At 63.1% G+C, this 15,008-nt stretch carries 12 protein-coding genes; 11 read left to right on the forward strand and 1 reads right to left on the reverse strand.

Annotated elements, in window-relative coordinates; all coding sequences use genetic code 11:
* Nucleotides 1–4: 4 nt before the first annotated feature.
* Both BZL41_RS27045 and BZL41_RS27050 read left to right on the forward strand, forming a co-directional pair.
* Nucleotides 5–955, forward strand: a complete 951-nt coding sequence (locus BZL41_RS27045) for a 1-aminocyclopropane-1-carboxylate deaminase/D-cysteine desulfhydrase (protein WP_095602125.1) — start codon at nucleotides 5–7, stop codon at nucleotides 953–955.
* 20 nt (nucleotides 956–975) lie between these two features.
* Nucleotides 976–2,085 (forward strand): cyclic nucleotide-binding domain-containing protein, encoded by a 1,110-nt coding sequence (locus BZL41_RS27050; RefSeq protein ID WP_095602223.1) that lies wholly within the window; start codon nucleotides 976–978, stop codon nucleotides 2,083–2,085.
* 22 nt (nucleotides 2,086–2,107) lie between these two features.
* Here the strand turns inward: BZL41_RS27050 and BZL41_RS27055 are convergent, their stop codons facing one another.
* Nucleotides 2,108–3,079 carry a DUF1853 family protein gene (locus BZL41_RS27055; RefSeq protein ID WP_095602126.1) on the reverse strand — a complete coding sequence of 324 codons (972 nt, stop codon included), beginning with the start codon at nucleotides 3,077–3,079 and terminating at the stop codon, nucleotides 2,108–2,110.
* A gap of 123 nt (nucleotides 3,080–3,202) precedes the next feature.
* Between BZL41_RS27055 and BZL41_RS27060 the strand changes: the two genes are divergently transcribed.
* From BZL41_RS27060 to BZL41_RS27100, 9 genes are all read left to right on the forward strand, one after another.
* A complete protein-coding gene (locus tag BZL41_RS27060) occupies nucleotides 3,203–4,090 on the forward strand; it encodes an NAD(+) kinase (protein ID WP_095602127.1) in 888 nt (295 codons plus the stop codon).
* Nucleotides 4,091–4,092: 2 nt separating this feature from the next.
* Complete coding sequence (locus BZL41_RS27065; protein WP_095602128.1) at nucleotides 4,093–5,064, forward strand: metallophosphoesterase; 972 nt, start codon at nucleotides 4,093–4,095, stop codon at nucleotides 5,062–5,064.
* Complete coding sequence (locus tag BZL41_RS27070) at nucleotides 5,061–5,924, forward strand: rhomboid family intramembrane serine protease (RefSeq protein ID WP_095602129.1); 864 nt, start codon at nucleotides 5,061–5,063, stop codon at nucleotides 5,922–5,924. The genes BZL41_RS27065 and BZL41_RS27070 overlap by 4 nt, the downstream gene beginning before the upstream one ends.
* A gap of 71 nt (nucleotides 5,925–5,995) precedes the next feature.
* Nucleotides 5,996–6,259, forward strand: a complete 264-nt coding sequence (locus BZL41_RS27075; RefSeq protein ID WP_095602130.1) for a YeaC family protein — start codon at nucleotides 5,996–5,998, stop codon at nucleotides 6,257–6,259.
* Nucleotides 6,259–7,092, forward strand: a complete 834-nt coding sequence (locus tag BZL41_RS27080) for a DUF2797 domain-containing protein (protein ID WP_095602131.1) — start codon at nucleotides 6,259–6,261, stop codon at nucleotides 7,090–7,092. The genes BZL41_RS27075 and BZL41_RS27080 overlap by 1 nt, the downstream gene beginning before the upstream one ends.
* A gap of 77 nt (nucleotides 7,093–7,169) precedes the next feature.
* Complete coding sequence (gene pepN, locus BZL41_RS27085; protein ID WP_095602132.1) at nucleotides 7,170–9,836, forward strand: aminopeptidase N; 2,667 nt, start codon at nucleotides 7,170–7,172, stop codon at nucleotides 9,834–9,836.
* A gap of 492 nt (nucleotides 9,837–10,328) precedes the next feature.
* Nucleotides 10,329–12,287 carry a DUF1302 domain-containing protein gene (locus BZL41_RS27090; RefSeq protein ID WP_095602224.1) on the forward strand — a complete coding sequence of 653 codons (1,959 nt, stop codon included), beginning with the start codon at nucleotides 10,329–10,331 and terminating at the stop codon, nucleotides 12,285–12,287.
* A 56-nt stretch (nucleotides 12,288–12,343) separates the two neighbouring features.
* Nucleotides 12,344–13,714 carry a DUF1329 domain-containing protein gene (locus BZL41_RS27095; protein WP_095602133.1) on the forward strand — a complete coding sequence of 457 codons (1,371 nt, stop codon included), beginning with the start codon at nucleotides 12,344–12,346 and terminating at the stop codon, nucleotides 13,712–13,714.
* Nucleotides 13,715–13,905: 191 nt separating this feature from the next.
* A complete protein-coding gene (locus BZL41_RS27100; protein ID WP_095602134.1) occupies nucleotides 13,906–14,997 on the forward strand; it encodes a YCF48-related protein in 1,092 nt (363 codons plus the stop codon).
* The last annotated feature ends 11 nt before the right edge of the window (nucleotides 14,998–15,008 follow it).

The following is a 15,008-nucleotide window of genomic DNA, read 5'->3' on the forward strand; positions in this document are numbered from 1 at the left end:
ACCTTTGCTTCCTCGTTCCCTGCCGCAACTGGAGGCACCGCTCCAGCGCCTGCATCTCGGCTGGCTGGAGCGGGCCGGAGTCGAGGTTGTGGTGTTGCGCCTGGATCTGATCGATCCGCTGATTTCCGGCAACAAGTGGTACAAGCTGGCCCATCACCTCATCGCGGCTTCGGACGCCGGTGCCGAAGGACTGATCAGCCTGGGTGGCCCCCATTCCAATCACCTGCATGCCCTCGCCGCCGCCGGCAAACGGTTCGGTTTCCCAACCGTCGGGCTGTTGCGCGGAGAGGCGAAGGAAACGCCGACCGTGGAGGATCTGCATGCCTTTGGCATGCAACTTCACTGGCTCGGTTATGGCGGTTACCGGGCGCGTCATGAGGACGGTTTCTGGGATAGGTGGCGTGAACGCTATCCCGGTCTGCGTCCGGTACCGGAAGGGGGCGGTGGTCTGGCCGGGGCGCTCGGCTGTACGGGCTTGGCGGAACACGTCCGGGGCCGGTTGGGAGGCGTCGGCTGGAAGGATTATGACCTCTGGTGGCTGGCAGCCGGGACGGGCACGACCCTGGCCGGGCTGGTGCTTGCCGAGGCGGGGGCTCGCCCCGTATTCGGTGCCATGGCGGTTCCGGCCGATCACGGTGTAGCGACCAACATCCGTGCGATTCTCGATGAAGCGGGAGCAGCAGACCGGGGCTATAACCTGTTGGAGGCTTGTCGGGGCGGCTTCGGCAGGCTGGATGATGAGTTGGCGCGGTTTCTTCTCGACAGCGAGCAAGCAAGCGGTCTGCCGCTGGAGCCCCTGTATACTGCCAAGGCATTAATGGCGTTGCGCTATCATGTCGAGGCCGGTTACCTTGCGTCCGGCACTCGCGTGATTTTCGTGCACACCGGTGGGATGCAGGGCCGTCGGTCCTTGTCGGCATCGGTCGGACATCCGCCCGGCTACACTCAGCCATGACCAGCGAACTCGACGTCACCATGAACGAACCCTTGAATCCTGAGCAATTGCGCAGTCTGACGCCGCTGAACGTATTGTCCGAGCACCAGTGGCGCGAATTGCGCGGGCAGATGGTGCCGCAACCGTTGCTGGCGGGTGAGACGCTATTCCGAAAAGGCGACCAGTCGCGGATGACCTACTACCTGCTGGCGGGCGAGCTGTCGCTGCAGGATGCACAAGGGCGGGTACAACGGATCGTTGCCGGCAGCGAGGCCAGTTGTCATCCGCTTTCACCCAGCCTGCCGCGTTTGCACGAGGCGCGGGCACTGACCGACGCCAGTGTGCTGGCGCTGGATAGTGTGGCGCTGAGCCGGCTGTTGACTTGGCGCCTGGCCTATCAGGACCTGTTGCTCGAGTTGGAGCAGGGTGGGGAGGATGTCGAGTGGCTGGAGTCGTTGCTGGAGAACCCGCTGTTCGCCAAGGTTCCTCCGACCAACGTCCGCGCCATGCTGGGACGCTTGCACCGGCTCGAACTGCCAGCCGGCAGTACCGTACTGCGTGAGGGCGAGGCGGGCGATTGCTGTTACTTCCTCAAGACTGGTCGGGCCGAAGTGCTCCGTCATTCGTCCGATAAGCCCCAGGTGCTGGCCGAGCTGGAGGTCGGTGCCTGTTTCGGTGAAGAAGCGTTGCTCTCTGACCGGCCGCGCAATGCCACTGTCACCCTGCTGGAAGACGGCGTCGTGTTGCGTCTGGATCGCCAGGATTTCTTCGCGCTGTTGAAGGCACCGGTGGTAGCCGAGGTCTCGTTGGGCGAGGCGGAGCGCATGATCGAGGCCGGTGCCCAGTGGCTGGACGTGCGGCTTCAGGACGAGTACGAGCGCGGCCATGCACCTTCGTCCCTGAACATGCCGCTGAACCTGCTGCGCCTCAAGGCCCGTCTGCTGGACAAGGGGCGCACTTATCTGTGCTATTGCGACAGTGGAAAACGCAGCGCCAATGCAGTGTTTCTGCTGTCGCAACTGGGTTTCGAAACCTATGCCCTGCGGGACGGGCTGGATGCCTTGCCAGCGCTCCAGCGCGAAGGGCTGCTCTGTGAGAGCGGGGCAGGATACTTGGCCCGCTCCGGTGGACGAACCGAGCGGAGCCGCTGAGAGCTCGCTTCAATGGCGTGGTTCAGGCTGGCGGTAGGTCGCCGTTCTCATGGTCTCCCGTCCGGGGCCAGCCATCGTTCACCAGGAAAGCACGCTCCGCCTCCATCCACTCGCCCGCGGCGTTTTCCTCCAATCTGACCAGCAGGTAGGGCGGCGACAGCGGGCCGAGCGCCGCCAGCCAGGCGAGTAGCTCGATGCTCTCAGGAAGCTCGTTGGCCGTGTAGCGCGCTGGCGCCAGCCAGGCATGCCGGGGCAGGGGGTGCCAGCGTCCGCTGGCGTGTTCCGCGGAGAATGCCGGCCAGTCCCGATGGAACAGCCATCGTCCCTGTTGGTGCAGCGGATTGGCGCCGGCGGGCGGTTCGCAGCGCCTTTGCCAGGGGTAGAACAGATAGCCGCCCAGCCAGAGTGCGGCCGTCACCTGCTCGATGCCAAGCTCCGCCAGGGCGGCGCGCCCGCTCTGGCTGGCCGACAACGGCAGCTGATGCCGTACCAAGTGATTGAGCTTCAGGTCCAGCCGGTCATGGCTGCCGGGGCCGAGCCAATGGCTGGGGTCGTGCCCATCGCCGGCCGGCGGTCCCAGATAGAGCTTGATGGCGAGCTCCAGGTGATGGACGCCTTCGTGGTCGCGTATCAGCAGGTCGAACTCGCCGAGCGTCTGCCCCGCGAGCCGGACCGGCAGATTCGCGGCGAGCAGCTCGACGCCGGGTGCCTGGCTGAGAGCGAATTGCCAGAGCCGCTCGTAATAGAGCCCCAGGCGGCGGATAGACCCCTGCGCCAGCCAGGCATCCAGGGCTGAGCTGTCCCGGTCGAGGGCCAGCAGCCAGCTTTCGAGTCGTTCCGGTTGACGTGCCCAGTCGCTGGCGCTCAGCGGATGCCGCTGCGGCCATGGTGTGGTCTGCAGCAGCGGTGGGGCGAGCAAAGCCCAGGCGAGGTCGCGCACGCGCGGTTGGCGCAGGTGCGGAAGCAGGTTGGGGGCGACGGGAATCGGCTGCATGCTGCGAGCATAGCCCAGCGGGGCCCGGCGCTGTCGAGCGCGTTGGCCGCGCCGGTTTGCCGCTGTCGAGGCCTTTCGCCCATAATCCGGGCTCCACCTGTCCTTTGTTCTTGCAGGAGTCCCATGGAGCAATTCCGCAATATCGGCATTATCGGTCGCCTGGGCAGTTCCCAGGTGCTCGACACCATTCGCCGGCTCAAGCGATTCCTGCTCGACCGTCACATGCACGTGATTCTCGAGGACACCATAGGCGAAGTGCTCCCGGGTCATGGCTTGCAGACCTCCTCGCGGAAATACCTGGGCGAGGTCTGCGACCTGGTGATCGTCGTCGGCGGCGACGGCAGCATGCTCGGTGCGGCGCGGGCATTGGCGAGACACAAGGTGCCGGTGCTGGGGATCAACCGCGGCAGCCTGGGGTTTCTCACCGACATCCGTCCGGACGAGCTGGAAACCAAGGTCGCCGAGGTGCTCGAAGGACAATACCTGGTGGAAAGCCGCTTCCTGCTCCAGGCCGAGGTGCGCCGCCATGCGGAGGCCATCGGCCAGGGCGATGCACTCAACGATGTGGTCCTGCATCCGGGCAAGTCGACCCGAATGATCGAGTTCGAGCTGCACATCGATGGCCAGTTCGTCTGCAGCCAGAAGGCCGACGGCCTGATCGTCGCCACGCCCACCGGTTCCACCGCCTATTCGCTGTCGGCCGGCGGGCCGATCATGCACCCCAAGCTGGACGCCATCGTCGTCGTGCCGATGTACCCGCACACCCTGTCCAGCCGGCCGATCGTGGTGGATGGCAACAGTGAACTTAAAATTGTCGTATCGCCGAACATGCAGATCTATCCGCAGGTCTCATGCGACGGACAAAACCACTTCACTTGTGCGCCGGGCGATACCGTGACCATCAGCAAGAAGCCTCAGAAGTTGCGACTGATTCATCCGCTGGATCATAACTACTACGAAATTTGCAGGACCAAGTTGGGCTGGGGCAGCCGCCTGGGAGGCGGAGACTGAGCATGCTCGACCCCGCGCGAAGTTATGACCTGATCGGCGATGTGCACGGCTGCGCGCATACCCTGGAACGACTGCTCGACCAGCTCGGCTACAGCCGACACGGTGGCGTCTGGCGGCATCCGCGGCGAATGGCGCTGTTTCTCGGCGATATCGTCGACCGCGGCCCGCGTATCCGCGAAGCCCTGCATCTGGTGCGCGACATGGTCGAGGCCGGCCAGGCGCTGTGCATCATGGGCAACCACGAGTTCAACGTACTTGGCTGGGCGACGCCGGCGCCGCCCGGTAGCGGGCGCCGCTATGTACGCGAGCACACGCCCCGGCACGAGCGGCTGATCCGCGAGACGCTGCAGCAGTTCGAGGGCCATCCGGAAGATTGGCGAGCGTTCCTCGACTGGTTCTACGAGCTGCCCCTGTTCATCGACGCCGGACGTTTCCGGGTGGTGCACGCGTGCTGGGATGCTGGCTTGATCGAGCCGCTGCGCGCGCTCTATGCGGATGGGCGTATCGACGAACATTTCCTCCAGGCCGCTGCAGTGCCGGGTAGTTTCGCCTGCCAGGTCTTCGACCGCCTGCTGCGTGGCACCGACATGCGTCTGCCCCATGGCTTGACCCTGACCAGCGACGACGGCTTCACCCGTGCCTTCTTCCGCACCAAGTTCTGGGAAGAGAACCCGCAGACTTACGGAGACATCGTGTTCCAGCCCGATGCGTTGCCCGATCATGTGGCACGGACACCGCTGAGCGAGAGCGAAAAGGCCGGTCTGCTGCTGTACGGCCCGAAGGAACCCATGTTGTTCGTTGGTCACTACTGGCGCAGCGGCAAGCCGGCACCGATCCGGCCGAACCTGGCGTGCCTGGACTACAGCGCGGTGATGTACGGAAAACTGGTGGCTTACCGGCTCGATCAGGAAACCCGCCTGGACCCTGGCAAGTTCGTCTGGGTCGAGGTAGAGCGGCCTGAGGCGCCGAAATGAGCGCCGTCGCAGCACTGAGGCTGCCGTTGGAAGTCGACCTGGGCGCCTTCATCGCCTTGTTGCGGCGCCTGCGGGTGCCGTATCGGGTCAGCGAAGAGTCCGGCGAGCAGGTGCTCTGGGTTCCCGATGAACCGCTGGCGGAGCAGGTGCGCCAGCTCTATGCGCGTTATCCCGAAGGCGATCCACAGGCCGCCCTGGTACTCGACGAACCGACCGACGAAGGCTGGTTGCAACGATTGCGCGGCAAACCGGTCACCGTAGCGGTCCTGGTGCTGACGCTGATCGTTGCCGCACTCACCTTCGTGGGCGACAACGTGGCGGCGATCCGTTGGTTGACCTTCCAGGATTTCCGCATCGATGGTGGCTACATTTACTTCTCCACCTTGAGCGACAGCCTGGCTGCTGGGCAGTGGTGGCGCCTGCTGACACCCATGCTGCTGCACTTCGGCTTTCTCCATCTGGCGATGAATTCGATGTGGTACTGGGAGCTGGGGCGGCGGATCGAGGCCCATCAGGGCCACCTGGTGCTGCTCGGCCTGACCCTGGTTTTTGGTTTGGTGTCCAACTTCGTCCAGTACCTGCATGCGGGACCTTCACTGTTCGGTGGGCTCTCCGGCGTGCTTTACGGCCTGCTCGGGCATTGTTGGCTGTACCAGAAACTGGCGCCCAATCCCGCCTACCGGTTGCCGCCGGGCGTCGTGGTGCTGATGCTGGTGTGGCTGGTGGTCTGTATGACCGGCGTGTTCGAGTGGCTGGGTATCGCCGCCATCGCCAACGCGGCTCACGTCGGCGGGCTGGTGGCTGGCTGCCTGACCGGGGTGACCGGCGGTGCCCTGGCGCGGCTGCGCCATAGGCAATGACAATGGACGGCGGCCGTGCGCGGTCCGCTGCGTCCCGTTAGAATGGCCCCCTTTGTCGTCCGGAGGCTGCCATGTCGTCCTTTGCCGAAATGATCGAAAACATCACCCCCGAGATCTATCAGAGCCTCAAGCTCGCCGTGGAAATCGGCAAGTGGCCGGATGGCCGCAAACTCACCCAAGAGCAGAAGGAACTCAGCCTGCAAGCGGTCATCGCCTGGGAAATCCAGAACCTGCCGGAAGAGGAACGGACCGGCTACATGGGTACCCTGGAGTGCGGTTCGAAGTCCGAACCGATCCCCAACCTGCTGTTCACTTCCGCGGATACCCGGCACTGATGATCGAGCTGGGACGCGGTGCGCTGGAAAAGATGGCGGTGCGCCTGGACGCGCCGGTGCAATACGCCTTTCGCCTGGGTGAGCAGGAGGTGCCGGTCAATCCGCTGATCGGCAAGACCCTGCGCCTGGAGTACCTGGGGGCGATTCACTGCACCCACTGTGGGCGCAAGACCAAAAAGAGTTTCAGCCAGGGCTATTGCTATCCCTGCTTCACCAAGCTGCCACAGTGCGACAACTGCATTGTCAGTCCGGAGAAGTGCCACCATGAGCTGGGCACCTGCCGGGACCCGGCCTGGGGCGAGCAATTCTGCATGACCGATCACGTGGTCTACCTGGCCAACTCGTCCGGCGTGAAGGTGGGCATCACCCGCGCCAGCCAGTTGCCGACGCGCTGGCTCGACCAGGGCGCGACCCAGGCCCTGCCGATCCTGCGAGTCAGCACCCGACAGCAGTCGGGCCTAGTGGAGGACCTGTTGCGCAGCCAAGTGGCCGACCGCACCAACTGGCGCGCGCTGCTCAAGGGCGACGCCGCACCGGTGGACCTGCCAGCGATCCGTGAACAGCTCTTCGACGCTTGTGTCGAAGGTTTACAAGCGTTGCAGCAGCGCTTCGGTCTGCAGGCGATCCAGCCGCTGGCCGATGCAGAGCCAGTCGAAATCCGTTATCCGGTGGTGAACTACCCGGTGAAGATCGTCAGTTTCGACCTGGATAAGCAACCGCTGGTAGAAGGCACGCTGCTGGGCATCAAAGGACAGTACCTGATGTTCGATACCGGCGTCATCAATATCCGCAAATACACGGCTTACCAGATGGCGGTCAGCCACCTGTCTTGACCGACCGCCTGTTGCGCTGGCAGGAATGGCCGGCGTCTATTTCACTTACCGAATGAAGCTGACTCGAAGGGGCCCGCATGCGTACCGAACAGCCGAAAACCATTTACCTGAAGGACTACCAGGCGCCGGATTACCTGATCGACGAGACGCACCTGACCTTCGAGCTGTACGAAGACCACACCCTGGTGCACGCCCAGTTGGTGATGCGCCGCAACCCCGAGCGCGCCGCCAGCAACCCGAAATTGCCGCCGCTGGTGCTGGATGGCCAACAGCTCGAGCTGCTCTCGCTGATGCTGGATGACCGTGAGTTGCAACCCGGCGACTACCAGCTCGATGCCGATCATTTGACCCTGCAACCGACGGCCGAGCGTTTCACCATCGACAGCAGCGTGCGCATCCACCCGGAGAGCAATACGGCGCTGGAAGGGCTGTACAAGTCCGGCAAGATGTTCTGCACCCAGTGCGAGGCGGAAGGGTTCCGCAAGATCACCTACTACCTCGACCGCCCGGACGTGATGAGCAAGTTCACCACCACCCTGAGCGCCGAACAGCATCGCTATCCGGTCCTGCTCTCCAATGGCAATCCGATTGCCAGCGGCAGTGAAGACGACGGCCGTCATTGGGCGACCTGGGAAGATCCATTCAAGAAACCCGCCTATCTGTTTGCCCTGGTCGCCGGCGACCTGTGGTGCGTGGAGGACCGCTTCACCACCATGACCGAGCGGGAGATCGCCCTGCGCATCTATGTCGAGCCGGAGAACATCGACAAGGTGCAGCACGCCATGAACAGCCTGAAGAAGTCCATGCGCTGGGACGAAGAGGTCTACGGGCGCGAGTACGACCTGGACATCTTCATGATCGTCGCGGTCAACGACTTCAACATGGGCGCTATGGAGAACAAGGGCCTCAACATCTTCAACTCCAGCGCCGTGCTGGCCAAGGCGGAAACCGCCACCGATGCCGCCCATCAGCGCGTCGAGGCGATCGTCGCCCACGAGTATTTCCATAACTGGTCGGGCAATCGCGTGACCTGCCGCGATTGGTTCCAGTTGTCCTTGAAGGAAGGCTTCACCGTATTCCGCGATGCCGAGTTCTCCGCCGACATGAATTCGCGCACGGTCAAGCGGGTCGAGGACGTCGCCTACCTGCGCACCCACCAGTTCGCCGAAGATGCTGGCCCCATGGCCCATCCGGTGCGTCCGGATTCCTTCATCGAAATTTCCAACTTCTACACCCTGACGGTCTACGAGAAGGGTTCGGAAGTGGTGCGGATGATCCATACCTTGCTGGGACCGCAGGGCTTCCGCAAGGGCACCGATCTCTACTTCCAGCGTCACGACGGCCAGGCGGTGACTTGCGACGATTTCGTCAAGGCCATGGAGGACGCCAACGGTGTCGACCTGACCCAGTTCAAGCGCTGGTACAGCCAGGCCGGTACGCCGCGCCTGGATGTCAGCGAGGCCTACGATGCCGCGGCCGGTACCTACAGCCTGACGTTCAAGCAGAGCTGCCCGCCGACACCGGGCCAGCCGACCAAGGAACCCTTCGTGATTCCGGTGGAATTGGGCCTGCTGGACGGACAGGGCAGGGACTTGCCGTTGCGCCTCCAGGAGGAGGCAACAGCCCAGGGGACCAACCGGGTCCTCTCGGTGACCGAGGCGGAGCAGACCTTCACCTTCGTCGATATCCCCGAAAAGCCGCTGCCGTCTCTGCTGCGGGGCTTCTCCGCGCCGGTCAAGCTGTGCTTCCCCTACGGCCGCGACCAGTTGATGTTCCTCATGCAGCATGACTCCGACGGTTTCAACCGCTGGGATGCCGGCCAGCAACTGTCGGTGCAGGTGTTGCAGGAACTGATCGGCCAGCAACAACGGGGCGAAGCGCTGGTGCTGGACCCACGGCTGGTCACTGCGCTGCGCAGCGTGCTGGAGAACCGGGAACTGGACCAGGCCATGGTTGCCGAGATGCTCTCGCTGCCGAGCGAGGCCTATCTCACCGAGATCAGCGATGTGGCCGACGTGGATGCGATCCATGCGGCGCGTGAGTTCGCCCGCAAGCGTCTCGCCGAGGAACTGTTCGAGCCGCTGTGGCAGCGCTATCAGGCCAATCGCGAGCAATCGCGGCAAAGCCCGTATATCGCCGAGGCCGAGCACTTCGCTCGTCGCGCTCTGCAGAACATCGCGCTGTCGTACCTGATGCTCAGCGAGCGCCAGGATGTGCTGGCCGCTTGCATCGAACAGTTCGAGTCCGCCGATAACATGACCGAGCGCCTCACTGCCCTGGCCGTGCTGGTGAATTCGCCGTTCGAGGCGGAGCGGGACAAGGCCCTGGAGATGTTCGCCGATTACTTCAAGGACGATCCGCTGGTCATGGACCAATGGTTCAGCGTCCAGGCGGGCAGCCCGTTGCCGGGAGGTCTGGAGCGCGTGCAGCAGTTGATGCAGCACCCTGCCTTCACCCTGAAGAACCCGAACAAGGTGCGTGCGTTGATCGGTGCCTTCGCCAACCAGAACCTGGTCAATTTCCATCGAATCGACGGAGCGGGCTACCGCTTCCTCGCCGATCAGGTGATCACGCTCAATGCCCTCAACCCACAGATCGCTTCGCGCCTGCTGGCGCCGTTGACCCGTTGGCGCAAGTATGACAACGCGCGCCAGGCGCTCATGCGGGCGGAGCTGGAACGCATCCTCGCCTCCGGCGAGCTATCCAGCGATGTCTACGAGGTGGTGAGCAAGAGTCTCGCCTGACCCCTCTTTGGGATGTGATCGCGTCTTATAAAAAAGTGTTACTAGCTGATGGCTGGTAACACTTTTTTGTTACTAAAGGAAATATGAGGTGCGCTCCAGAATTTCGCCCCTTCAGGAAGTTGGCGTTCTAGAGCCTTGCGATGGCCTTCTGTGCGACATTTCCTGTCCGACAATCCGACGCTTTCTGGTGTTACGAATAAGAAAAACGCTCGTTTGAACTCCGGTTTTGTTCAGCGAACAACCAGTCACGCGTGGAGCTGACCAAACGGTTGTTTTTTTGACCTTCCACGACCCGATTGGCATCCGGGTTGCAGCAAGGCGCCATCATCCAGGCCTCCTCGTCGGTCGCCTCAGCGATGGGGCGCGCATCCACACGCGTTCAAGGGACTCCCGTCGATCAATCCACGGCTGCGGCAAGGTGGCCCAGCGTCGTGCACCCGCTCGGCGGGTGCGAACAAGAAAAACGAATAGCCCATCGGAGTAATGGTTTTGCTGGCAATCCAATCGTCCAAGTTATCTCTCGCACCGGCGAAAGCCGGCTTCGCTTTCGTCGGCCTCGTGCCGCTGCTGGTGGCGGCGCATGCCCAAGCCGTCGAGTTCAGCTTCGCCGACGACGCGATCAGCGGCTCGCTCGATACCACGGTGTCCTACGGTCAGTTGTGGCGGGTCCAGGGCCAGGACAAGACCAACAACGACATCAACACCAACGACGGCAACCGGAATTTCGATACCGGCCTAGTCTCCGAAGTGTTCAAGATCACCTCCGACCTGGAAGTGACCTACGAGAACTACGGTGCCTTCGTGCGTGGCAGTGCGTTCTATGACACCCAGATCATGGATAAGCGCAACGACTACTACGACAACAACGACCCGGCGCAGCCCAGCCAGAACTATCCGCGCGACGATCGCTTCACCTACGACACCCGCCACACCGCCGGGCGCAACGCCGAGATTCTCGATGCCTATGTCTATGGCAACTGGGACGTGGGCGACATGCCGTTGTCGGCACGGGTCGGCCGTCAAGTGTTCAACTGGGGCGAGGGGGTGTTCTACCGGGGCGGCGTGAACACCACCAACCCGGTGGATGCCGCCAAGTTCCGCCTGCCGGGCGCGGAGCTGAAGGAAGTGCTGGTGCCGGTCGAGGCGTTCAGCTTCAACATCGGCCTGAGCGACAACCTGTCGATGGAAGCCTTCTACCAGTGGAACTGGAAGGAGACCGCGATCGACCCGGCCGGGACCTTCTTCTCCGAGACCGATCTGTTCGCGGAGGGGGGGAATACGGCGTATACCACCGTGGAAGGCTTGAGCAATCCGACGTTCCAGTCCCTTTATCCAGTGCTCTCTGCCAGCCATTTCGGCGGCTTGCAGGGTACCGAGTACCTGGACAGCAACGGCGTATTCAAGGTCGCCAACATCGGCTCGGACATCAACGCCAAGAACGACGGCCAGTTCGGCGTGGCCTTCCGCTATATTGCCGAGGAACTGAACTCCACTGAGTTCGGCTTCTACTTTGTCAATTATCACGCGAAAGAGCCGACCATCTACGCCGACCTGAATAGCAGCTATGCCGGTCTGAACATCGATCAGTTGGCGGGCCTCGGTGGTTTTGCATCCTATGATGCGCTGGTCGCGGCAGCAGCCGGCAACGCCGGTGCAAGGAGCGTCCTCGATCTGATCAATGGCGCCGCCGCCGTCGACGTGGCCAATCAGGTCAACGGCCGCCGCGAGTATGCCGAAGACATTCGCATGTACGGCATGAGCTTCAATACCACGCTGGGCGAGGCGTCGGTGTTCGGTGAACTGGCCTACCGGCCGAACATGCCGATCGGCATCGCCGCCACCAACGATTTGCTCGGTGACCTGCTGACCCAGGCGGCACTGCTGGCCGATGGCCGTACCGTCAACATTGGCGGCCAGCAGGTGCAGATCACCGATCAGATTCATAACGCCACGCGTGTGGAAGCGTTCAATACGTCCTTGGGCACCATCTACAACTTCGGCCCGGCGATGAGCTTCGACTCGCTGTTCGGCGTCGCCGAGCTGGCCTCCGAGCACTTGCGCGGAGACAGCCTGCACTACACCGCCTACGACGGTACCACCCGCTACTACGCCGGCCGTGGCAACGGCTCCTATATCTCCGGCTACGAGCGCGACGACCAAGTCAACCGCAACGCCTATGGCTACACCCTGATGCTCAACGGAACCTGGAACGACGTCTACGCCGGGGTCAACCTCTCGCCGTTCGCGGTGTTCAAGCATGACTTCGAAGGCAACTCGCACCAGACCGGCAACTTCATCGAGGGACGCAAGGCCTACACCTTGGGCGTTCGCGCCAGCTACCTGAGCAACCTCGAAGCCGAACTGCAATACACCGAGTTCTACGGCGCTGGCCAAAACAACGCCGGGCGCGACCGCGATAACGTCGGCGTCAACGTCAAGTACTCGCTCTGAATCCCGATCACAGATGCCGGGCCGGCGAGGCCCGGCTCATCATGGAGAACACAAGCATGCTGAAGAAGCACTCGCTGATCGGCGCCGCGATTGCCCTGGCCCTGTCTGCCAGCGGCGCGCTGGCGGCGGTTTCGCCGCAAGAAGCGGCCAAGCTGGGAACCACCCTGACCCCGTTTGGCGCCGAGAAGGCCGGCAACGCGGCAGGGACCATTCCCGAATGGACCGGCGGCATCACCCAGCCGCCGGCCGACTACAAGAAGCCCGGCCAGCATCACCCGGACGCCTTCGCCGGCGACAAGCCATTGTTCACCATTACCCAGGCCAACCTGGAGCAGTACAAGGCGAACCTGACACCCGGCCAGATCGCTCTGTTCGCCACCTACCCGAACAGTTTCCAGATGCCGGTCTACCAGAGCCGGCGCTCCGGCTCGGCACCGCAGTGGGTATATGACAACACGCTGAAAAACGCGACCAGCGCTAAGCTGCTGGATGGCGGCAACGGTTTCGCCGATGCCTTCGGCGGCATCCCATTCCCGATCCCGCAGAGCGGTGTCGAGGCGCTGTGGAACCACATTGCCCGTTACCGCGGCACCTATGTCGTGCGCCGCGCATCGGAAGTGGCGGTGCAGCGCAACGGTGCGTTCAACCTGGTGACTTCCCAGCAGGAAGCCCTGTTCAAGTTCTACGAGCCCAAGGGTTCGTTCGCCAACCTGGACAATATCCTCTTCTATTACCTGTCCTTCACCAAAAGCCCGGCGCGCCTGGCGGGTGGGGCGGTGCTGGTGCACGAGACCCTGGACCAGGTGAAGGAGCCGCGCCAGGCCTGGGGTTACAACGCCGGCCAGCGCCGTGTGCGCCGCGCGCCGAACCTGGCCTACGACACGCCCATCGCCGCCGCAGACGGCCTGCGCACCGCCGATGACACCGATATGTTCAACGGTGCCCCGGACCGCTATGACTGGAAGCTGGTGGGCAAGAAGGAAATCTACATCCCCTACAACAACTACAAGGTCACCAGCCCCGAGGTGAAGTACGACCAGTTGCTGCAGGTCGGCCACCTGAATCCGGCGGTCACCCGCCATGAGCTGCACCGCGTCTGGGTGGTGGAGGGCACGCTGAAGCCCGGCGCTCGCCACATCTATTCCAAGCGCACCCTCTACCTCGACGAGGACAGCTGGCAGATCGCGGTGGCGGATCAGTACGACGGCCGTGGTGAGCTGTGGCGCGTATCCATCGCTTATCTGAAGAACTACTACGACCTGCCGACCACTTGGTCCGCGCTCGATGTGTTCCACGACCTGCAGGCGCGCCGTTACCACGTGCAGAACCTGGATAACGAAGAGTCGAGCACCATCGATTTCAGCCAGGCCACGCCGGATGACGGTTACTTCAAGCCGTCGGCCCTGCGTCGGCGCGGTACCCGCTAAGGTTGTATTGGCAAAGGCCGCTCCAGCGTGAGCGGCCTTCGTCCATCAGCCCGGCTGATAGGGCCGGATCACGCGGATTTTGGCTTAACAAAACATAACGTCACGCTGATTGTCAGGCCTTTTGAAAGCTGGATAGCATAAGCGGCCTGCTTCCAGGCAGACCCACCTATAACAATAAGGGGGAAAGGTGTATGAGTGAGCCCGTCCTGCGGCGCACCCCGTCCGGTTTCGTCGAGCAGTCTTTCCGCTTGCCGACGTTCCGCTTTCTATCGCCGCTGGCTAAAGCGCTCTCGCTGTGCAGTGTGCTGTCCGTCCTGACCTTCGCCGCTCCGCTGCACGCCGAAGGTGCCACCGATTCCAACCCCGTTTACGCCATCGAGTCGCCCAAGGCCGTACGTAGCCTGCTGCTCGATGTCACCCGCGCCGGCAAGCGCCTGGTGGCGGTGGGCGATCGCGGCCACATTCTCTATTCCGACGACAACGGCAAGAGTTGGACGCAGGCCAAGGTGCCGACCCGGCAGATGCTCACCGCGCTGTTCTTCATCGACGAGAAGCACGGCTGGGCGGTCGGACACGATGCCCAGGTGCTGGCCACCACCGACGGCGGCAGTAGCTGGGCCCGTCAATACCAGGATCTCGAACGCGAGGCACCGCTGCTGGATATCTGGTTCCAGGACGCCAGCCATGGCATCGCCGTCGGCGCCTATGGCGCCCTGTTGGAAACCACCGACGGCGGGCAGAACTGGGAAGACGTCAGCGATCGCCTGGACAACGAAGACGGCTTCCACCTGAACGCCATCGTCGCCGTGAAGGATTCCGGCCTGTTCGTGGTCGGCGAGGCCGGCGCGATGTTCCGTTCCCGCGATTGGGGCCAGACCTGGGAAAAGGTCGAAGGGCCTTACGAGGGCTCGCTGTTCGGCGCGCTGGGTACGGCCGAGCCAGGCACCCTGATGGTTTATGGCCTGCGCGGCCACCTGTTTCGCTCCAACGATTTCGGCGATACCTGGGAACAGCTCGAGCTGAACACCCAGCACAATGGCCCGCTGGAGTTCGGCCTGGCCGACGGCAACCTCCTGGCAGATGGCGCCATCGTCGTCGTCGGGCATGGTGGCAGCGTGCTGAAAAGCACCGACAACGGCCGCACCTTCAGCGTGACCAATCGGCCCGACCGGCTTTCCCTGGCCGGTGTGAGCGCTACGGATGACGGCAACCTGATCCTGGTGGGGCAGGGCGGCGTGCATGTCGCCTCGCCGACTGGCGCCGATCTGGGCCAACAAAAATAAGCCGGGAGCCT

Source organism: Pseudomonas sp. PIC25 (assembly GCF_002286785.1).
Lineage (GTDB): Bacteria > Pseudomonadota > Gammaproteobacteria > Pseudomonadales > Pseudomonadaceae > Pseudomonas_M.

Coding starts and splice junctions, on each gene's coding strand:
- BZL41_RS27095 (WP_095602133.1), top strand. CDS start 12,344: ATGCTGAAGAAGCACTCGCTGATCGGCGCCGCGATTGCCCTGGCCCTG.
- BZL41_RS27080 (WP_095602131.1), top strand. CDS start 6,259: ATGATCGAGCTGGGACGCGGTGCGCTGGAAAAGATGGCGGTGCGCCTG.
- BZL41_RS27070 (WP_095602129.1), top strand. CDS start 5,061: ATGAGCGCCGTCGCAGCACTGAGGCTGCCGTTGGAAGTCGACCTGGGC.
- pepN (WP_095602132.1), top strand. CDS start 7,170: ATGCGTACCGAACAGCCGAAAACCATTTACCTGAAGGACTACCAGGCG.
- BZL41_RS27050 (WP_095602223.1), top strand. CDS start 976: ATGAACGAACCCTTGAATCCTGAGCAATTGCGCAGTCTGACGCCGCTG.
- BZL41_RS27060 (WP_095602127.1), top strand. CDS start 3,203: ATGGAGCAATTCCGCAATATCGGCATTATCGGTCGCCTGGGCAGTTCC.
- BZL41_RS27100 (WP_095602134.1), top strand. CDS start 13,906: ATGAGTGAGCCCGTCCTGCGGCGCACCCCGTCCGGTTTCGTCGAGCAG.
- BZL41_RS27055 (WP_095602126.1), bottom strand. CDS start 3,079: ATGCAGCCGATTCCCGTCGCCCCCAACCTGCTTCCGCACCTGCGCCAA.
- BZL41_RS27075 (WP_095602130.1), top strand. CDS start 5,996: ATGTCGTCCTTTGCCGAAATGATCGAAAACATCACCCCCGAGATCTAT.
- BZL41_RS27065 (WP_095602128.1), top strand. CDS start 4,093: ATGCTCGACCCCGCGCGAAGTTATGACCTGATCGGCGATGTGCACGGC.